Annotated in this window: 14 protein-coding genes; 5 read left to right on the plus strand and 9 right to left on the minus strand. The window is 71.2% G+C overall.

Translation table 11 applies throughout. The features are described 5' to 3' along the window. Positions 1-166: 166 nt before the first annotated feature. Positions 167-2,554, minus strand: a complete 2,388-nt coding sequence (locus tag ACX80K_RS02640; RefSeq protein ID WP_459270312.1) for an ATP-binding cassette domain-containing protein — start codon at positions 2,552-2,554, stop codon at positions 167-169. A gap of 165 nt (positions 2,555-2,719) precedes the next feature. Here ACX80K_RS02640 and ACX80K_RS02645 point away from each other — a divergent pair, with 165 nt between their 5' ends. Further along, the gene (locus ACX80K_RS02645; protein WP_459270313.1) at positions 2,720-3,376 is read left to right on the plus strand and encodes a peptide deformylase; all 657 of its coding nucleotides are present in this window, start codon (positions 2,720-2,722) and stop codon (positions 3,374-3,376) included. Between the two features lie 24 nt (positions 3,377-3,400). On the opposite strand, the gene ACX80K_RS02650 is transcribed toward ACX80K_RS02645, so the two are convergent. Beyond that, positions 3,401-5,443 (minus strand): S9 family peptidase, encoded by a 2,043-nt coding sequence (locus ACX80K_RS02650; protein WP_459270314.1) that lies wholly within the window; start codon positions 5,441-5,443, stop codon positions 3,401-3,403. A 69-nt stretch (positions 5,444-5,512) separates the two neighbouring features. Here ACX80K_RS02650 and ACX80K_RS02655 point away from each other — a divergent pair, with 69 nt between their 5' ends. The 4 genes from ACX80K_RS02655 to ACX80K_RS02670 all read left to right on the plus strand — a co-directional run bounded on the left by ACX80K_RS02655 (position 5,513) and on the right by ACX80K_RS02670 (position 8,660). Beyond that, entirely contained in the window at positions 5,513-6,412 is a 900-nt protein-coding gene (locus tag ACX80K_RS02655) for a putative RNA methyltransferase (protein WP_459270315.1), read from the plus strand. Positions 6,413-6,516: 104 nt separating this feature from the next. Next, positions 6,517-7,002, plus strand: coding sequence for an NfeD family protein (locus ACX80K_RS02660; RefSeq protein WP_459270316.1), 486 nt, complete (start codon positions 6,517-6,519; stop codon positions 7,000-7,002). 76 nt (positions 7,003-7,078) lie between these two features. After that, positions 7,079-8,011: an SPFH domain-containing protein gene (locus tag ACX80K_RS02665; protein WP_459270317.1), complete on the plus strand. Its 933-nt coding sequence runs from the start codon at positions 7,079-7,081 to the stop codon at positions 8,009-8,011. A gap of 301 nt (positions 8,012-8,312) precedes the next feature. Continuing rightward, positions 8,313-8,660, plus strand: coding sequence for an RNA polymerase-binding protein RbpA (locus ACX80K_RS02670; protein WP_104179673.1), 348 nt, complete (start codon positions 8,313-8,315; stop codon positions 8,658-8,660). 100 nt (positions 8,661-8,760) lie between these two features. Here the strand turns inward: ACX80K_RS02670 and ACX80K_RS02675 are convergent, their stop codons facing one another. The 7 genes from ACX80K_RS02675 to ACX80K_RS02705 form a co-directional block, all read right to left on the minus strand. Next, positions 8,761-9,486: a polyprenol monophosphomannose synthase gene (locus ACX80K_RS02675; protein ID WP_459270318.1), complete on the minus strand. Its 726-nt coding sequence runs from the start codon at positions 9,484-9,486 to the stop codon at positions 8,761-8,763. Between the two features lie 388 nt (positions 9,487-9,874). After that, on the minus strand, positions 9,875-11,572 hold the full coding sequence (locus ACX80K_RS02680; RefSeq protein ID WP_459270319.1) for an amidohydrolase: 1,698 nt from the start codon (positions 11,570-11,572) through the stop codon (positions 9,875-9,877). A 48-nt stretch (positions 11,573-11,620) separates the two neighbouring features. Then, positions 11,621-14,443, minus strand: coding sequence for a DEAD/DEAH box helicase (locus ACX80K_RS02685; RefSeq protein ID WP_459270320.1), 2,823 nt, complete (start codon positions 14,441-14,443; stop codon positions 11,621-11,623). 124 nt (positions 14,444-14,567) lie between these two features. Beyond that, positions 14,568-15,353, minus strand: coding sequence for a twin-arginine translocase subunit TatC (tatC, locus tag ACX80K_RS02690; RefSeq protein ID WP_459270671.1), 786 nt, complete (start codon positions 15,351-15,353; stop codon positions 14,568-14,570). Positions 15,354-15,421: 68 nt separating this feature from the next. Further along, complete coding sequence (gene tatA, locus ACX80K_RS02695; protein WP_459270321.1) at positions 15,422-15,811, minus strand: Sec-independent protein translocase subunit TatA; 390 nt, start codon at positions 15,809-15,811, stop codon at positions 15,422-15,424. A 37-nt stretch (positions 15,812-15,848) separates the two neighbouring features. Continuing rightward, positions 15,849-16,199 (minus strand): hypothetical protein, encoded by a 351-nt coding sequence (locus tag ACX80K_RS02700; RefSeq protein WP_459270322.1) that lies wholly within the window; start codon positions 16,197-16,199, stop codon positions 15,849-15,851. A 9-nt stretch (positions 16,200-16,208) separates the two neighbouring features. Further along, positions 16,209-18,197 carry a helix-turn-helix transcriptional regulator gene (locus ACX80K_RS02705; protein ID WP_459270323.1) on the minus strand — a complete coding sequence of 663 codons (1,989 nt, stop codon included), beginning with the start codon at positions 18,195-18,197 and terminating at the stop codon, positions 16,209-16,211. Positions 18,198-18,261: the final 64 nt, after the last annotated feature.

Genomic DNA, 18,261 nt, shown 5'->3' on the forward strand with positions numbered 1-18,261 from the left:
CGCGGACAGGCACGACGGAGGCCCGGGCGACACGGGCCGCGGCACGCACCGGGACACGGGGACGGCCGGACGAGGTGCATGACGGACACCCCCGGGGTGGACCGCGGCCGGGCCTACTCCGTGGCCACTGGTCCGCGCACGCAGGTCCCCTCAGGGACGGCGGGGGTCAGGCGCCCACGTACTCCGCGAGGTGCCGGCCCGTCAGGGTCGACCGGGAGGCGACGAGGTCCGCCGGCGTCCCCTCGAAGACGACCTTGCCGCCGTCGTGCCCGGCGCCAGGTCCGATGTCGATGATCCAGTCCGCGTGCGCCATGACCGCCTGGTGGTGCTCGATGACGAGCACCGACTTTCCGGCGTCGACGAGGCGGTCGAGCAGTCCGAGCAGGTTCTCGACGTCGGCCAGGTGCAGGCCTGCGGTGGGCTCGTCGAGGACCAGGATGCCGCCCTTCTCGCCCATGTGCGTGGCGAGCTTGAGGCGCTGGCGCTCGCCGCCGGACAGGGTCGTCAGGGGCTGTCCGAGGCTCACGTAGCCGAGGCCGACGTCGGAGAGCCGGCCGAGGATCGCATGGGCGGCGGGCACCCTGGCCTCGCCGGCCCGGAAGAATTCGGCGGCCTCCGTGACGGGCATCGCCAGGACCTCGCTGATGTCCTTCCCGCCGAACTCGTACTCCAGCACCTCCGCCATGAACCGCTTGCCGCCGCAGACCTCGCAGGTCGTCGCGACGCCCGCCATCATGGCGAGGTCCGTGAAGATGACGCCGGCGCCGTTGCAGGTGGGGCACGCCCCCTCGGAGTTCGCACTGAACAGGGCGGGCTTGACGCCGTTGGCCTTCGCGAACGCCTTCCGGATGGGTTCGAGCATGCCGGTGTAGGTGGCGGGATTGCTGCGGCGCGAGCCCTTGATGGCCGTCTGGTCCACCGCGACCACACCCTCCCGGCCGGACACGGCGCCGTGGATCAGGGAGCTCTTGCCCGATCCGGCGACACCGGTGATCACGCACAGCACCCCGAGGGGGATGTCCACGTCGACGTCGCGCACGTTGTGGGAGGTCGCCCCCCTGATCTCGAGCTCCCCCCGGCGCGGGCGCACCTCGGCCTTCAGTGCCGCCCTGTCGTCGAGGTGCCGGCCGGTGAGCGTGCCGCTGCGGCGCAGGCCGTCCACGGACCCTTCGAAGCACACCGTCCCGCCCGCGGTCCCCGCGCCCGGGCCGAGGTCGACGACGTGGTCGGCGATCGCGATCATCTCGGGTTTGTGCTCGACCACGAGGACGGTGTTGCCCTTGTCCCGCAGGCGCAGGAGCAGGTCGTTCATGCGCTGGATGTCGTGCGGGTGGAGGCCGATCGTCGGTTCGTCGAAGACGTAGGTGATGTCGGTCAGGGACGACCCGAGGTGCCGGATCATCTTGGTCCGCTGGGACTCGCCCCCCGACAGGGTGCCGGACGGGCGGTCGAGGCTGAGGTAGCCGAGGCCGATCTCCACGAAGGAGTCCAGGGTCTCCCCCAGTGCGGTCAGCAGCGGGGCCACGGAGGGTTCGGTGAGCCCCCGGACCCACACCGCGAGGTCGCTGATCTGCAGGGCGCAGGCGTCGGCGATGCTGACGCCGTCGATCCTCGAGGACCTCGCCGCTTCGCTGAGGCGCGTCCCGTCGCAGTCGGGGCACGTGGTGAACGTGACCGCCCGGTCGACGAAGGCCCGGATGTGCGGCTGCATGGCCTCGCGGTCCTTGGACAGCATCGACTTCTGGATCTTGGGGATCAGGCCCTCGTAGGTGATGTTGATGCCGTCGACCTTGATCTTCGTCGGCTCCTTGTACAGCAGGTCCTGCAGTTCCCGCTTCGTGAAGTCGCGGATCGGCTTGTCCGCGTCGAAGAAGCCCGTGGCGCTGTAGATCCGCCCGTACCAGCCCTCCATGCTGTAGCCGGGGATGGTCAGCGCCCCCGCGTTCAGCGACCGGGTGTCGTCGTAGAGCTGGGTGAGGTCCATGTCCGTGACGGAGCCCATGCCCTCGCATCGCGGGCACATGCCGCCGGTGACCGTGAAGCTGCGGCGCTCCTTGACCGTGGTGCCTCCGCGTTCGATCGTGACGGCACCGGCACCGCTGATCGACGCGACGTTGAAGGAGAACGCCTGCGGGGACCCGATCTGCGGCTGACCCAGGCGCGAGAAGACGATCCTCAGCATCGCGTTCACGTCGGTCGCCGTCCCGACCGTGGAGCGCGGATTGGCGCCCATGCGTTCCTGGTCCACGATGATCGCCGTGGTCAGCCCCTCGAGGACGTCCACCTCGGGCCGGGCGAGCGTGGGCATGAAGCCCTGCACGAAGGCGCTGTACGTCTCGTTGATCATGCGCTGGGACTCCGCCGCGATGGTGTCGAAGACGAGGGAGCTCTTGCCCGAGCCGGAGACGCCGGTGAAGACCGACAGCCGCCGCTTCGGGATGTCGATCGTGATGTCCCTGAGGTTGTTCTCCCGCGCGCCCTGCACGCGGATGAGCTCGTGGCTGTCCGCCGCATGTGCCGCTGCCCGCTGGGCGTCCGTCGTGGCCGTGGTCATCGTGTCTCCATCCTGCGGCCCGCCGCCTTCGCGACCAGCCGGTGTCCGTGCGGGGAGCCGCCGCGGGACGACCCCCGGGCAGCACGTCTGATTCTCCGTGGTCACCCCGGAACCGGCAATGGGGTGCTCCCCCGTTCCTGTCCGGGATTGTGCTTTGCTGGAGGGATGACTGCAGATGCTCCAGGCAACGATAGCCGCGCGATGCTGCCGGCCCGGGCCCTCGTGGAGCAGGTCGAGGCCCTCCTGGCCCAGGACCTGCCCGCGATCGTCCGCGCGGGCCACCCCGTCCTGCGCCGTCCTGCGCAGGACTTCGACGGCCAGCTCGACGACGGGATGCTGGCCCGCCTGATCGCCACGATGCGGCGCGTCATGCACGAGGCCCCGGGCGTGGGTCTCGCCGCCCCGCAGATCGGCATCCCGCTGAGGATCGCCGTCCTCGAGGACCCGGGGGTCCGGGACCCGCTGGTCGCCGAGGCCCGCGCCCGCACTCCCCTGCCCTTCACCGTGATCATCAATCCCCGCTACGAGCCGGCGGACGGGACCCGGGCCGCGTTCTACGAGGGCTGCCTCTCCGTGCCCGGCTACCAGGCCGTCGTCGAACGCCCGGCCCGTATCACGGCCACCTACACGCAGCCCGACGGCATCACCGTCACCGCCGGCTTCGAGGGATGGGCGGCCCGGATCGTGCAGCACGAGACCGACCACCTCGACGGGCAGCTGTACCTGGACCGGGCCGTCCTGAGGTCCCTCAGCGCCGACCAGGAGCACCGACGGTGGGCCCAGCCGACCGTCGACGAGGCGCGGCGCGGCCTGGGCTTCTGAGACCCCCCACTGCGCGCCGGGCCTTCAGCCTGCCGGGGAGTCGGCCGGGTTCGCAGCCGTGGGCAGGTACCGCGACCACCACCGCAGGATGTGCTCGAAGCGCTGGCGGCGGTGCCACGGGGAGCCCGACCTCGACAGTTCGTGGGTCTCCCCGGGGAACACGAGCAGCTCGGTGTCGACGCCCTGCTTCTTCAGGGCGGTGTAGTACCGCTGGGCCTGCTCGATGGGGCAGCGCAGGTCGTCCTCCGAATGGATGACGAACGCCGGTGTCCGCACGTCCCCGATCTTGGCGAACGGGTTCTGCTCCGCCACGTGCGCCGGGTCCGTCCCGGTGTACTGCTCCGAGAAGAACCAGCCGATGTCCGAGGACCCGACGAACGACGGCGGATCGAGGTACCCCCGCTCGACGATCGCTGCCTCGAAGCGGTGGTCGTGGGCGATCGTCCACGCGGTCAGGTAGCCCCCGTACGAGCCACCCATGACCCCGAGCCGCCCGCCGTCCATGGCGTCGTACTCGGCGAGCGCACCGTCGAGGAAGGCGAGGACGTCGTCGAGGTCCACCGTGCCCATCGCCTCCTTGATGACGCGGCCGTGGGCCTGACCGTAGCCGGCCGCCCCGCGGGGGTTGCACAGCAGCACCGCGTAGCCCGCCGCGGCATACACCTGGGCCTCGTCGAAGTACCCCCACCCGTACTGGGCGAACGGGCCGCCGTGGATGACGAGCAGCACCGGGTGTGGTCCCTCGCCCTCGGGCAGGACGGCCCAGCCGTGCACGGGCGTCCCGTCGGGAGCGGGGTACGACCGCTCCTGGGGGTCCGCCACGCGCGTCCCGCCCCGCAGGGCGGCCGAGAAGTCCGAGACGGGACGCAGGGCGCCCCCCTCCAGGACGGCGACCTCGCCCGACGTCGCCGGGTCCGTGTAGGACACGACGACGGCGCCTCCCGCCGCGGCGGCTCCCGTCACCACCGTGGGTCCCGCGACGAGGGTCTCGCTCTCCCCCGTCGCGGAGACCCGGAGCAGCTCGCCGCTGCCGCGCGAGCGGTTGAAGACGAGGACGGACCCGGGCCCGTCCGCGACGATCTCCTGCACGTCCCCGAGATCGACGGTCTCGGGGTCGGTGAGCCGCCGGACGTCCCGGGGGTCGGCGGCCGGGAGGACGTACAACGCCGTGTTGCGGGCCACGAAGTCCAGCCCGGACGGTGAGAGGTCCGATGCGAGGAAGAACAGCCAGTCACCGTCCGTGCTCGGGCGGGGCGCGCTGCACCCGAGGCGGGTGTCGCCGCCCAGGTTCGTCAGCTGCCGGCGGTCGCCGCCGTCGAGCGCGATCGAGTGGAGGTCGGACACGAGCGTCGAGTCCGCGTCCTCGGCGAGCGCCGCCGTGAAGAGGATGCGCCGCCCGTCGGAGGAGAAGGCGGGCTCGAGATGGTCGGCGTCCGCCGTCGTGACCTGCGTCGCGGCCGGCACGGCGCCCTGCTCCTCGAGTGCGCCCGGCCCGTCCGCGTGCTTCCTCCCGAGCCGGCCGACCGCGGCGATGTAGGGCTCCGCGTCGAGGCTCGGCACCGCGACGGTGAACAGCTGCGAGCGCTTGTCCGTCGTGTAGCCCAGGCCGTTCATCCGGTACTTGTACCCGGTGATCAGCCGAGGATCCTCCAGGCCCGCGCCCACGCCGTCGACGGTGCCGTAGCGCCCGTGCTCGGGCACGCGCGCGGCGAACACGATGGTCGTGCCGTCCGGGGAGACGTCGAAGTGCGCGACGCCGAGGGGCTGGTCGGTGAGCTGGACGGGCTCGCCGCCGGAGGCGTGCACCACGAACAGCTGGGGCTTGCCGGCGGGTGCGGCCCGGAGGAAGGCGAGCAGCCGGCCGTCGCGGGAGTAGCGCGGTGCGGTGTCGCGGAAGCCCCGGGTCAGCCGACGGCGCTCGCCGGAGAGGGTGATCTCCCACAGCTGACCGACGTAGGCGTCGGCTCGGAGGTCGGGGCGGGTCGCGGCGACCACCAGACGGGAGCCGTCCGGGTGGAGTGTCGGGGAGCCCGTGGTGGTCAGGAGTTCGATCTGGTCTGGTTTCACCCTCCCGATCACACCCGAAATAGTGGCCTGAGTCAACGGTGCACGGGGTCGTCTCCCTAGGATGGGACGGTGTCCGCCGTTCCCCGCCCCCTCCTGGTCTGTCCCGTCTGCGCCTCCCCGCTGGAGGAGGCGGGACACTCCCTGGCCTGTGAGCGCGGCCACCGCTTCGATGCCGCCCGCCAGGGCTACTTCAACCTCCTCACCGGCAAGGGGTCGCCGTTCGAGGGCGACTCGGTCGAGATGGTGGACGCGCGCGAGCGGTTCCTCGGATCGGGCGCCTATGCCCCCCTGCGCCGCGCCGTCGTCGACGCTGTGCTGGGGCACGCAGGATCACCGGGCGTGGTCCTCGACGCCGGCGCCGGGACGGGGTACTACCTGGAGGGGCTGGTGGGCGGGGCCCCCGGCTGCTTCCCCGTGGCGCTCGACATCTCCAAGATCGCCCTGCGGCGCGCCGCCCGGAGGCTGCCCGGCGGCATCAGCATCGTCTGGGACGTCTGGCGTCCGCTCCCGCTCGCGGACGGGTCGGTGGACGTGCTCCTCAACGTGTTCGCGCCGAGGAATGCCGAGGAGTTCGTGCGCGTGCTCGCACCGGGTGGCTGCCTGGTCGTCGTCACACCGAGGCCCGGACACCTCTCCGGGCTGGAGTCGGTCGGCCCGCTCCTGTCCGTGCCCGCGCACAAGGCCGACGACGTCCTCGCCTCGTTCGGCGGGGCGCTGGTGGAGACCGGACGCGAGGACCTCGACTACGTCCTGTCCCTGCCGCGGGACCTCGCCCGTTCCGCGCTCGTCATGGGTCCCGCGGCGCGGCACGCGCCGGCGGAGGGGCGGTCCCAGGGGCGGCCCGGGGCACGAGCCGGGGGCGAGGCGGCCGGGCCGGGCGCGCCGCTGGAGGTCACGGCGCGCTTCACCGTGCAGGTCCTCGCACGGGGCGGCAGGCCTATCGGGCGCTCGCACGGCACGGAAGGGTAACAACTGGGCCCCGCCGGCGCCGACACCCTAGGTAATGTCGGACCCGTTTGCCAGAATGGGACCGACGGCCGCTCTCCTGCGGCACGCACACGAGGGGATGCTCCATGGAGTGGTTGCTCGACAACGGCTGGGTCCTGTGGCTGGTCCTGTTCCTCGGACTGGCGGCCGTCGAGACCCTGACCCTCGACCTGCTGTTCATCATGCTCTCGGTCGGAGCGCTGGCCGCCCTCATCGCGACCTTCGCCGGAGCAGGACTCGTCCTCCAGGTCGTCGTGTTCGCGGTCGTCTCGCTCCTCATGATCCTGCTCGTCCGGCCCGTGGCGGTACGCCACCTCAAGAGGGGTCCGGCGGACCAGCTGAACAACATCGACCGCCTCGTCGGTGCCTCCGCCCTCGCACTCGAGCCCGTCACGGCGCATTCGGGCACCGTCAAGATCGGCGGTGACACGTGGACCGCCCGCTCGGCCGACGGCGCCCCGCTGCCCGCCGGCACCCGCCTGTCCGTCGCGAGGATCGACGGCGCCACCGCCGTCGTCCAGCCGGCAGCGGCCCGCGACGCCGACCGTCCCCCGCCTCCCGCCGACGCCTAGCGCGGACCGCCCGCTTCTCCGCTCCCAGGCCGCGATCCGGTCCACCGGGATGCGACACCACCAACAAAGGGGATTCATGAACGGCTCCGCCGGAACGATCGCGCTCACAGTAGTCCTGATCGTCCTCATCATTTTCGTCCTGGTCATCCTGGTGAAGTCGGTCAGGATCATCCCGCAGGCACGCGCGGGCGTCGTCGAGAGGCTCGGGAAGTACCAGCGGACGCTGAACCCGGGACTGACCATCCTGATCCCGTTCGTCGACCGGCTGCTGCCGCTGCTCGACCTCCGCGAGCAGGTCGTCTCCTTCCCGCCCCAGCCCGTCATCACCGAGGACAACCTCGTCGTGTCGATCGACACCGTCGTCTACTTCCAGGTCACGGACCCGCGCGCGGCGACCTACGAGATCGCCAACTACATCCAGGCCGTGGAGCAGCTGACCACGACCACGCTGAGGAACGTCGTCGGTGGCCTCAATCTCGAGGAGGCCCTGACCTCGCGCGACCAGATCAACGGCCAGCTCCGCGGCGTCCTCGACGAGGCGACGGGCCGCTGGGGCATCCGGGTGGGACGGGTGGAGCTCAAGGCGATCGACCCGCCCCACTCCATCCAGGACTCCATGGAGAAGCAGATGCGGGCAGAGCGCGACCGCCGCGCCGCGATCCTCACCGCCGAGGGCACCAAGCAGTCCCAGATCCTCACGGCTGAAGGCCAGCGCCAGGCCGCGATCCTCGCCGCCGAGGGCGACGCGAAGGCCGCGATCCTGCGCGCCGACGGCGAGGCACAGGCCATCCACAAGGTGTTCGATGCCATCCACAAGGGCAACCCGACGCAGAAGCTCCTCGCGTACCAGTACCTGCAGACCCTCCCCAAACTCGCCGAGGGGTCGGCGAACAAGCTCTGGATCATCCCCAGCGAGGTCGGCGAGGCCCTCAAGGGCATCGGCACCATGCTGGGCACCACCACCCCGGACTCCCCCTCGGACGGCCCGGAGATGGTGACGCGTACCTGAGATCCCGGACGGCCCACGGCCGGCGTCGACCAGTGGCGGCCGGCGCCGGACCCCACCGCCCGGCTCGCGCCGGCCGCCGGCCTGGCCGGGATCGGGCAGGAGCGCTCCAGCCGCGCCCTGTATACTTAGGTGTTTATCCGTCAGCCCGCGGGAACATCCCTGCGGCGGGCGGTGTTGTACAGAAGGCTTCCCTTCCGTCTGCGGGCGGAAGCGGTACCGGGCGGCGGCACGGCCCTTTCGGCAAGGAACAGCGGCAACGGCCCCTCCATAGACGGGGAGCCACGGGAACTAGGAGATAATCATGAGCGATCGCAGCCTGCGCGGCATGCGCCTCGGAGCGCAATCGATGGAGACCGAATCCGGCGTCGAGCCCGCTCCCCGGCAGCGGGTCGAGTACCGGTGCGAGGACGGCGAGCGGGTCTTCGTCACGTTCTCCTCGGAAGCGGACATCCCGGCGACCTGGGTCTCCAAGACCGGCAAGGAAGCCCTCCTCGTGAACGGCGAGAAGCCCGACACCTCGAACGACAAGCCCGTCCGCACCCACTGGGACATGCTCCTCGAGCGCCGGTCGGTGGAGGAACTCGAGCAGATCCTGCAGGACCGCCTGACGATCCTGCGCGAGCGCCGCGGCGAGCGCCGCTCGGCCTGACCGCGGCTCCCCCACCGGAGCGCCAGGAACCAGGAAAGGCACCCGCCACACGGTGGGTGCCTTTCCTGTCGGTGGTCGTCCGCCGTCCTCGGCGGTGCGGCTACGAGCGCCCGGTGAGCCTGTCCCAGCGAGCCTCGAGCCCCCACCGCGTCACGTTGGCGATGGCCTCGAACACGATGTTCCCGCTCATCTTGGAGGCACCGAGCTCGCGCTCCACGAAGGAGATCGGGACCTCCACGATGGTGAGCCCCAGCCGGGCGACCCGGAACGTCATGTCGACCTGGAAGCCGTAGCCCACGGACTCCACGGCGGACAGGTCGAGGGCCTCGAGGGTCGAGCGCCGGAACGCGCGGAACCCGGCGGTGATGTCACGCACCGGCAGTCCCAGCAGGAGGCGCGAGTAGGTGCTGCCCCCGCGTGAGAGGAGCTTGCGGTGCATCGGCCAGTTCACCACGTTGCCGCCCCGGACCCAGCGGCTGCCGATCACGAGGTCGGCCCGGTCCACGGCGTCGAGGAGGTCCTGCAGCTGCTCGGGCCGGTGGGAGCCGTCCGCGTCCATCTCCACGAGGACGTCGTAGTCCCGGTCCAGCCCCCAGCGGAACCCCGCGATGTAGGCGGCGCCCAGGCCCTCCTTGCCGGCGCGGTGCATCACATGCACCTGGTCGTCCGCAGCCGCCGCACGGTCGGCGAGGTCGCCGGTGCCGTCGGGGCTGTTGTCGTCGACGATCAGCACGTCCGAGGCGGGCACTGCTGCACGCAGGCGGGCCAGGGTCAGCGGGAGCGACTCGATCTCGTTGTAGGTGGGAATGATCGTGACGACTCGCACGCAGCTAGGGCCTTTCCATCGGGATGCGCATCGCGCAGGGACCGCTCCGCCCGTAGCGGAGCCAGTGTGCAAGTATAGGCGACTGTTCCCGCGGCCCAGGGGACGCCCACGCCGACCGCGACGGCCGGGGGCGGGCAGATCCACGTACCTTCGTACCGGCGTCGGCACGGAGGACGACGCCGTTTTCTACTGACACGTGGACCTGCCCTTGAGTGCCAGCTCCGCCTAGATGGGCAACACGCGCCGTTCAGAGGCCGATGCATTGCGCTCAGGAGACCAGCCAGGTTCCCTCCCGCAGGAGGTCGTCTAACCCGTACCGCTAGAGCTTACGTGCTGTGGAGTACAAGTCAACAGAGCCCTGACCTGCGACGATGTGCTTCGGTGCAGGTCAGGGCGCTGTCGGAGCGACTCCTGCGCGTCCGGGCGCGGACACGCCGGGCCCCTCCTGGGCGGCCGCGAACCCGTCCTCGGCGTAGAGGCGCCGCCCGTGGTGCACGGTCTCGAGGCAGAGCGGGGCGTTCTCGGTGTCGAGGGCCGGCAGCAGGGGCGTCCCGGCACGCGGGTCGGTGCTCCAGGACTGCACGCGGTTGTCCGGCGTCTGCACCATCAGCTCGTCGACCTTCCACACCGCGAAGGACGCCGGCGTCCCCGGAGCGAGCTGCCCCATCAGAGGGCTGCGGCCCGCGAGGCGCCAGCCCGCCCGCGTGTGGGCGATGAAGGCGGCCCGGGCGGAGATGTTCTCGGCGGGGCTGCTATGCCGGAGGCACGCGCGGACGGAGGCCCACGGGTCCAGGGGCGTCACCGGGCTGTCCGAGCCGAGTGCCACGAGGACGCCGGCGGCGAGGAGCGACGCGAAGCGGTTCATCCCGACGCTGCGCGTTCCCAGCCGCTGCCCGTACAGTCCGCCGTCGACGCCCCACAGGGCGTCGAACGCGGGCTGGCCGCTCACGGCCACGCCGTAGTGCACCAGGGCCGCGATGGCGGCGTCGTCGGCGAGCTCCACGTGTTCGAGACGGTGGCGCGCCCGGCGCACCTCGTCCACGCCCAGGTCGCGGGCCGCAGCCTCGAGGCCCTGCAGGACCACGTCGAGCCCGGCGTCCCCGATGACGTGGAACCCGGCCTGGACGGCCTCGGCGGTGGTGGCGAGCAGGTGGGCGCCGACGGCGTCCCCGTCGAGGTAGAGCGTGCCGCGGTTGCCGGGGTCGTCGCTGTAGGGCTCGCGGAGCGCCGCGGTCCGCGAGCCGATCGAGCCGTCGACGTTCAGGTCCCCGGCGAGTCCTGCCAGCCGACCGCCGAAGCCCTGCATCAGTTCACGCACCTCCTCGCGGGACGACGTCAGTTGCGCCCAGTAGGGGATGACCTCGGGCAGGGGCACGTCGTGTCCCGGGCCGTCGATGGACAGGAGCGTCTCGAGGTCCTCCCGCGGCGCGATGTGCGGCGCGGCCATCTCCGTGACCGCGACGTACCCGCGGCTCGCCGCGTGGAGCAGCGCGGCGCGCTGGTAGGTCCTGCGCTGGTCACGCGTGAGGCTGCGGGTGGCCTTGCGGGCGGCCTCGTGGGCCGCGCGGACCACGAAGCCGTCGTCCCAGCCATCGAGGCCTGCGAGTCCCAGCCCCGCCGCGAGCGTGCCGGAGACGACCGCCGAGTGGATGTCGGCCCGCACGAGGTAGACGAGGGCGCCCCCGCCGGCCCGGTCGAGCTCGGACGCCGTCGGCACGCGCTTCCCGGGCCACTGCGACTCGTCCCAGCCGAAGCCCAGGATCGTCCCGGCCCCGGCTGCCGCGGCAGCGGACACCGCGTCGAGGAGCCCTGCGAGTGAGCGGCACGTGGTCAGGTCGATCGAGCCCAGAGCCACGCCCGTCTCCGTGGTGTGCGTGTGGGCGTCGACGAAGCCGGGGGTGACCAGCGCACCGTCCAGGTCGACGGTGCGCACGTCCGGCCCCGCCAGGTTCGCGGCGGCGTGCTCGGTCCCCACCCAGGCCACCGTCCCGCCGTCGACGAGCATGGCGGTGGCGAAGGGGTCGGCGGGGCTGTAGACGGAACCGTTGCGGTAGAGGACGGGGGTGCGGCGTTCAGGGCTGGGCATGGGGGTGCTGCGCGGCTTTCTGTGGTCGGTAGGTGTCCCTGAGCGGGACTACTCGCTGATGTTCGAGTATGCCACCACGCCCCGGCGGACCAGCCGGATGGCGCGGACGCACGTCTGCTGCAGATGGCCCGGCAGGTCGGGTACCTTGGCGACCTGGTCCAGGAGGTCAATGACCTGCTTGGACCAGCGCACGAAGTCCCCGGCCGCGAGTTCCGTACCGCTCAGGGCGGACTGCAGGGACCGGCCCTGCGCCCACTTGAACATCGGCCAGACGAGCGACAGCTCCGGCTCGCTGGTGACGGGCAGCCGGTGCTGCTCCTCGACGTCGTTCAGCTGCGACCACTGGCGGATGATCGTCTCCACCGACCCCTCCAGTGCGACGCTCGGCATGACGGGCCGCACCCCCCGCTCCTCGCGCTTCGCCTGGTACACGAGCACCGTGGTGAGCGCGGCGAGTTCGGCGGCGTCGAGGTCGCTGAACGCGCCCTCCTCGATGCACAGGGCGATCAGGAGGTCCTTCTCCCCGTAGATGCGGCGGAGCTTCTGGCCCGAGGCGCTGACCGAGACGCCGCCGTCGGTGTACTCGAGGTAGCCGTAGTGGCCGAGCACCTCCGAGACTCGGTCGAAGGTCTTGGCGATCGTGTTCGTGCGGCCGCGGATCTGCCCCGCGAGGTTGTCGGTCTCCCGGCGCAGCTTCCACCACCGTTCCGCCCAACGCGCGTGCTGCTCCCGTTCGCTGCACCCGTGGCAGGGGTGGGCGCGGAGGCGCCGTCGGAGCTCGGTGATGGCGCGTTCCTCGGCGGCCGCCGACGCGGAGTGGCCGGCCGAGACGCGGTCCGCCCCCCTGCGCGGTGGGCGGTTCTCCTCCAGCGCGTTCCGCAGCGACGAGGTCAGGTCGCGGCGGTCCTTCGGGCTGCGCGCACTGAAGTGCTTCGGGATGCGGACGCGGGAGAGCACCTCGACGGGCCCGTCGAGGTCGGAGACGCCGACGCGGCGGATCTGCGTCTCGAGCGTGAGGACCGTGGGCCGGGGTTCCCTGGACGTGTCGCTGTCGAGGACGACGGCGTACCCCTGGCTCCGTCCGCCGGGGACGTCGATCACGTCGCCGGGTCGCAGGGCCTCCAGCGAGGTCTCGGCGGCGGACCTCAGGGTCCGGGAGCGGTCCCGCGATGCCCTCGACTCGAGTTCGGACAGTTCGCGCCGGAGGTTCGCGTACTCCCGGAAGTCGCCGAGATGGCAGGTCATCGACGTCTCGTAGCCCTTGAGCGACTCCTCGCGGCTGCGCACCTGCTTGGCCAGGCCGACGACGGAGCGGTCGGCCTGGAACTGGGCGAAGGACGTCTCGAGGATCTCGCGGGAGCGCTCCTGGCCGAACTGGGCCATGAGGTTGATGCTCATGTTGTAGGTCGGCCGGAAGCTCGAGTTCAGCGGGTAGGTGCGGCGTGAGGCGAGGCCCGCCACGGCCCCCGGGTCGGTGCCGGGCTGCCACAGCACGACGGCGTGGCCCTCCACGTCGATCCCGCGGCGGCCGGCGCGGCCGGTGAGCTGGGTGTACTCACCCGCCGTGACGGCCACGTGCGCCTCGCCGTTGAACTTGTCGAGCTTCTCGAGCACCACCGTCCGGGCGGGCATGTTCACGCCGAGCGCCAGCGTCTCGGTGGCGAACACCGCCTTGACCAGACCCGCGGCGAACAGGCGCTCGACGATCTCCTTGAAGGTCGGCAGCATCCCGGCGTGGTGTGCCGTGAAACCGCGGATGAGGCCTTCCCGCCAGGTCCAGAAGCCGAGGATCTCGAGGTCGTCGCGCGGGATGTCCAGCGTGGCCTGGTCGATCGTCTCGCTGATCTCGTCGCGTTCGTCCTCCGTGGTCAGCCACAGCCCGGCGTTCAGGCACTGGGTCACGGCGCCCTCGCAGCCGGCCCGGGAGAAGATGAAGGTGATGGCGGGCAGCAGGTCCGTGCGGTCCAGGGCGCTGATCACCTGGGGCCGCGTGGCGCGCCGCACCGCGCTCACCTGCGGAGGGCCGCCGCGGCCGTTGCGCTGCCTGCCGCGCCTGCCGCCGCCGCCCCAGTTCGCGCGCTGGTTGAGCCGGATCTCGTTGCTCGCCAGTTCCAGCAGCTCGGGGTTGACGTCGTACTGGTCCCGCGCACCGGTCGCCGCGCCGGCGGGCGCCGCCTCGTCGAACGCGATGTCGCCGGCGAACAGGTCCATCAGGTTCTGCCCCACCATCACGTGCTGCCACAGCGGGACGGGACGGTGTTCGGACACGACGACGTCGGTGTCGCCGCGGACGGTGTCCAGCCAGGCGCCGAACTCCTCCGCATTGGACACGGTGGCGCTCAGGGAGACCAGCTTCACCTCGGTGGGCAGGTGGATGATCACTTCCTCCCACACCGCTCCGCGGAAGCGGTCGGCGAGGTAGTGCACCTCGTCCATCACCACGTAGCCGAGGTTGTCGAGGGCGTCGGAGTTCGCGTAGAGCATGTTCCGCAGCACCTCGGTGGTCATCACGATCACGTCGGCATCGCCGTTGATGCTCGTGTCACCCGTGAGCAGTCCCACGCGGTCGGCGCCGTGCACCGCCGCCAGTTCCGAGTACTTCTGATTGCTGAGGGCCTTGATGGGGGTGGTGTAGAAGGCCTTCAGGCCCTGCTGCAGCGCCATGAACACGGCGAACTCGCCCACCACGGTCTTGCCGGCCCCCGTCGGCGCCGCGACGAGTACTCCTCTGCCCGCCTCGAGGGCCGTGCACGCCTCCTGCTGGAACGGATCGAGCTCGAAGCCCAGCGTCTGCGCGAACCGGAACAGCTGGGTCCGTGAGCGTTCCGTACGGGCCTTTGCAGCGGCGTATCTCTCCGCGGGGGTGGTCATCTTTCCACCCTAGACGGTCGGCCCGGGGCAGGCACGCCGCGCCTGCCCTCCCCCGGTGGGTGCCGGTCGTGCTTGCGGGCCCGGCCGGGAGGGTGTCGGGAGGCACCGGCCGACAGGTGCCCGCCTACAGGGCGTCGAGGGGGGAGGCGGTGTCGGCGGTGGCCTCGACGGCTGCTTCGCGGGCTGCGGTGCGGCGGGCGCGGCGCCGGTCGTTGAGCAGGCACAGCCCGATGGCGACGAAGAACAGCAGCAGCAGGGGCACCGCGAGGTAGAACATGCTCAGCGCGTCCCCGCCCGGGGCGGCCATCGCCGCGAAGAGGCACACGAGGAACACCGTGATCCGCCACGCCTTGAGGATCTGCCTGCCGGAGACCAGCCCCACCATGTTCAAGCCCACCAGGACGACGGGCAGCAGGAACGCGATGCCGAACGCGAGCATGAGCCGCAGCACGAACGTGAAGTACACCGAGACGCTGATGTAGTTGGAGAAGTCCTCCGGGGTGAACTCGGTGAGGACCCGGACCGCGTTGGGCAGGATCAGCCAGGCCAGGGCGATGCCGCCGAGGAACAGGGGGAACGCGACGGCGATGAACGCCAGGGCGATCCGGCGTTCCTTCCGCTTCAGTCCGGGCGTGATGAACGCCCACAACTGGTACAGCCAGACGGGACTGGAGATCACCAGGCCCAGGAACACCGAGACCTGGATGAGCAGGTCGAAGGGAGACGCGGCGCTGTCGAAGTTCAGCGACGCCGTCCTGCCCTCCTGGGTGTTGATCGCGATGATCGGTGCGGCCAGGGCGCGCAGGACGGGTTCGTAGACGAAGAACCCGGCGACCGTCCCGAGGATGACCGCGATCGCCGACTTGAACAGCCGGTTGCGTGCTTCACGCAGGTGCTCCTTGAGGGCCATCCGCCCCTCGGGGTTGGCCTTCCTGCCACGCTGGCGGGCCTTTGCTGGTGACACCGGGGCGTCCCGGGCTACTGGCTGGCGGAGGGGGAACTGCCGTGCTGCGATGGGCCCGCCTGGGTGCCGTCGGCGCGGACGTCACCCTGGTAGTGCGGTGCCGGCCGGCCGTCCTGCTGGCCGTACTGCTGGCCGGGCTGCCCCGGGTGCTGGACCGGCGACTGGTAGGTGGGCGCATAGGTCTGCGCATTGGCCTGCGGCGCGGGGTCGGTGACCACGCGGCCCTCGACGGGGTCCGTCCCGGCGTCGGGCGTGTTGTTCTCGTCCTTCATCTGCTTCACCTCGGACTTGAAGATCCGCAGGGACTGGCCGACACTGCGGGCCAGGCCCGGCAGCTTCGGTGCCCCGAACAGAACGATCGCAAGAACGATGATGATGACGATGTGCCAGCCTTCGAGCCTCATGCCCAGTTCCTCTCGTTGATCCCCCCACCAGTTTAGGTCACAGGTGGGGCATGTCCTGCAGGAGTTGCGGCTGCCCGCGGCCGGCACGCTTGACGATCCGGCGGCTGCGCCGGTCGTCGGCGCGGCGCGTCTGGGCGAGCCGGCGTGCGGTCCGGACGTCCTCCGGCCGGGAGAACACGGCGGGTACGGGGATCCCGGGCACCCCGGCATGGTGGGGCGCGAGGCCGTCGTCGGCAGGCACGTTCACCTCGAGGCGGTCCATCGCTTCCCCGAATTCACCGAGAGTTCGCATCCCGCGGCGGAACACGCGGAACCCGATGACGGTCAGGAAGATGACACTGACGGCCACCACCGCCACCCACAGCACGATCCACATCCACCACAGCATGGGTTCAGTCTAGGCCAGGGCCTGATGGGCACGGGCTGCCTCGAGCCAGCGGAGGGTCTCCTCGCGCAGACGGTCCGGGCCGACGACGGCGGCGGACCCGCCGAGTCCCGCCACGAGGCCGGGGATCCAGGCGCTCGACGCCACCCTGAGCCGCGCGACGAGCCGGTCCTCGCCGAGCTCCTCCATGGCGTCCGCGTTGTACTGCGCCGCGATCCAGCGCGCCCGCGGCTCCAGCAGGAGCGTGACGGCCTGGTCCGCGTCCCCGGACCGGTACGGCAGGGTGGCGCGCCGGTCCCGGGCGAGGGACTCCTCGTCCACCAGGGCTGTGGCGGGCTGGTCGGTGAGCGCGGCGCTCTGGATGCGGTCCAGCCTGAAGTTGCGCAGCCCCTCGGAGTCGACGCTCCACGCCTCGAGGTACCAGGTGTCCTGGTGCAGGAAGATCCGGATCGGCTCGAGGAGGCGATGCGTGATCTCGTCGCGCGTCGGCACGAAGTAGTCCACGGCCACGCGCACCCGGGAGTGCAGGGCGGCCTGCAGCACCTCCAGCGTGGGATCGATGTCGTCCTCGGTCAGCTTCGTCGCCACCGCCGTGCCGATGCGCGCGGCGTCGCCGGCGGCGGCGGTGAGCTTCGTCTGGGCGCTGACGATCGCCTCGTTGTTCCTCATCCCGGGCAGTTCGCGGAGCGCCTGGAGGCCGACGATCAGCGAGCAGGCCTCGTCCATGCTCAGCTTCACGGGCTCCGCGAGGTCACGCGCGTTGGTGAGGTAGATCCGGCCGTCCTCGATGTTGACGTCCATCAGACCGTCGGGGTAGTGCCGCGGCCCGCTGACGAACAGGAGGTCGAGGTCCTTGGTGAGCTGGCTCTCGCTGACGTCGAACCTGCGTGCCGTCTCCCCCACTTCCGCTCCCGGGTTCGCCAGGAGGTAGGGGACGAGGTCGAGCAGGCGGAGCAGGTGGTCCTGCGCGGAGGACTTGCGCCGGGGTGCCGGCCGCACGCCGCCGGTGATCTCGAGGCCGCGTGGTGCTGACCTGGCGGCCTGGTAGGCGCCGTCGAGCAGACGCCCGACCTCCACGGCGAGCTCCTGGGGTTCCTGCACCCTGGCATTGACGCCCAGCCCTGCGACGGTCGCCGCCATGGGGCTCGACGCCGCGTACGGCACGCGCAGGACGTCCCACTCCTCCCCCGTGCGGAGGACCTCCGCGTCCTTGCGGACCCTCAGCACCTGGCAGGAACCCGGCCGGACGGCGACGAGGGCGATGCGGTCGGGTTCACGCCGCGAGAGCGAGGACAGCGTCTGGTTCATGTCGAAGGACGCCGGGACGTCGAAGGTCCCGGGCAGCACGACCGGCTCCCCCGTCATGCGGGACAGTCGGAAGAAGCGCTCGGCGCCGCGGGTGGTGTCGAAGCCGACGACGTACCAGTGCCCGAACCGGGCGCCCATGCCCCACGGGTGGATGGTGCGGATCTCCTCGCGCCCGGTGCTGGCCGCACGGTAGGGGAAGCGCAGGGGCGCCCGGGAGGTCAGCGCCTGCCAGACGACGTCCCAGTGGGGTGCGTCGGTGGTGATGCGGGGCTGGATGAGGGGCGTCAGTTCGACCCCTCCGTCGGAGCTGCGGGAGCTCAGCTTCCGGAGGGCCCTCGACGCCGCCGAGTCGAGGGACCCCTGGTCCCACACCCCCGCTGCCAGGTTGAGGACCGCGTACTCGTCGGGCTGGAAGGTGACACCGCCGAGGCGGTAGTCCTCGGCGTCGATGCGGTAGCGCTGCACCGTGTTGTCGTGGTCGAACAGCGTGTCCTCGCTGAAGGACTCGAGCGGGATGCCCTGTTCGCGGAGGGCCGCCTTGTCCCGGTCGAAGAGCTTCTCCCGCGCGGCCACGGACGTCGCCTCGCGGTACAGGTCGATCTCCTCGAAGAGTTCCTCCTTCGTGAACCCGCGGCGGCTCGACAGGAGCATGATCACGAGGGTGAGGAGGCGTTCGGTACGTTTTGCGGACACGGTGAAACCCTACCTTTCCTCGACGCGGCAGGAGGGACGCAGGTCGACCGGCGTCGACCTGCGT

The organism is Arthrobacter sorbitolis, from assembly GCF_054510995.1.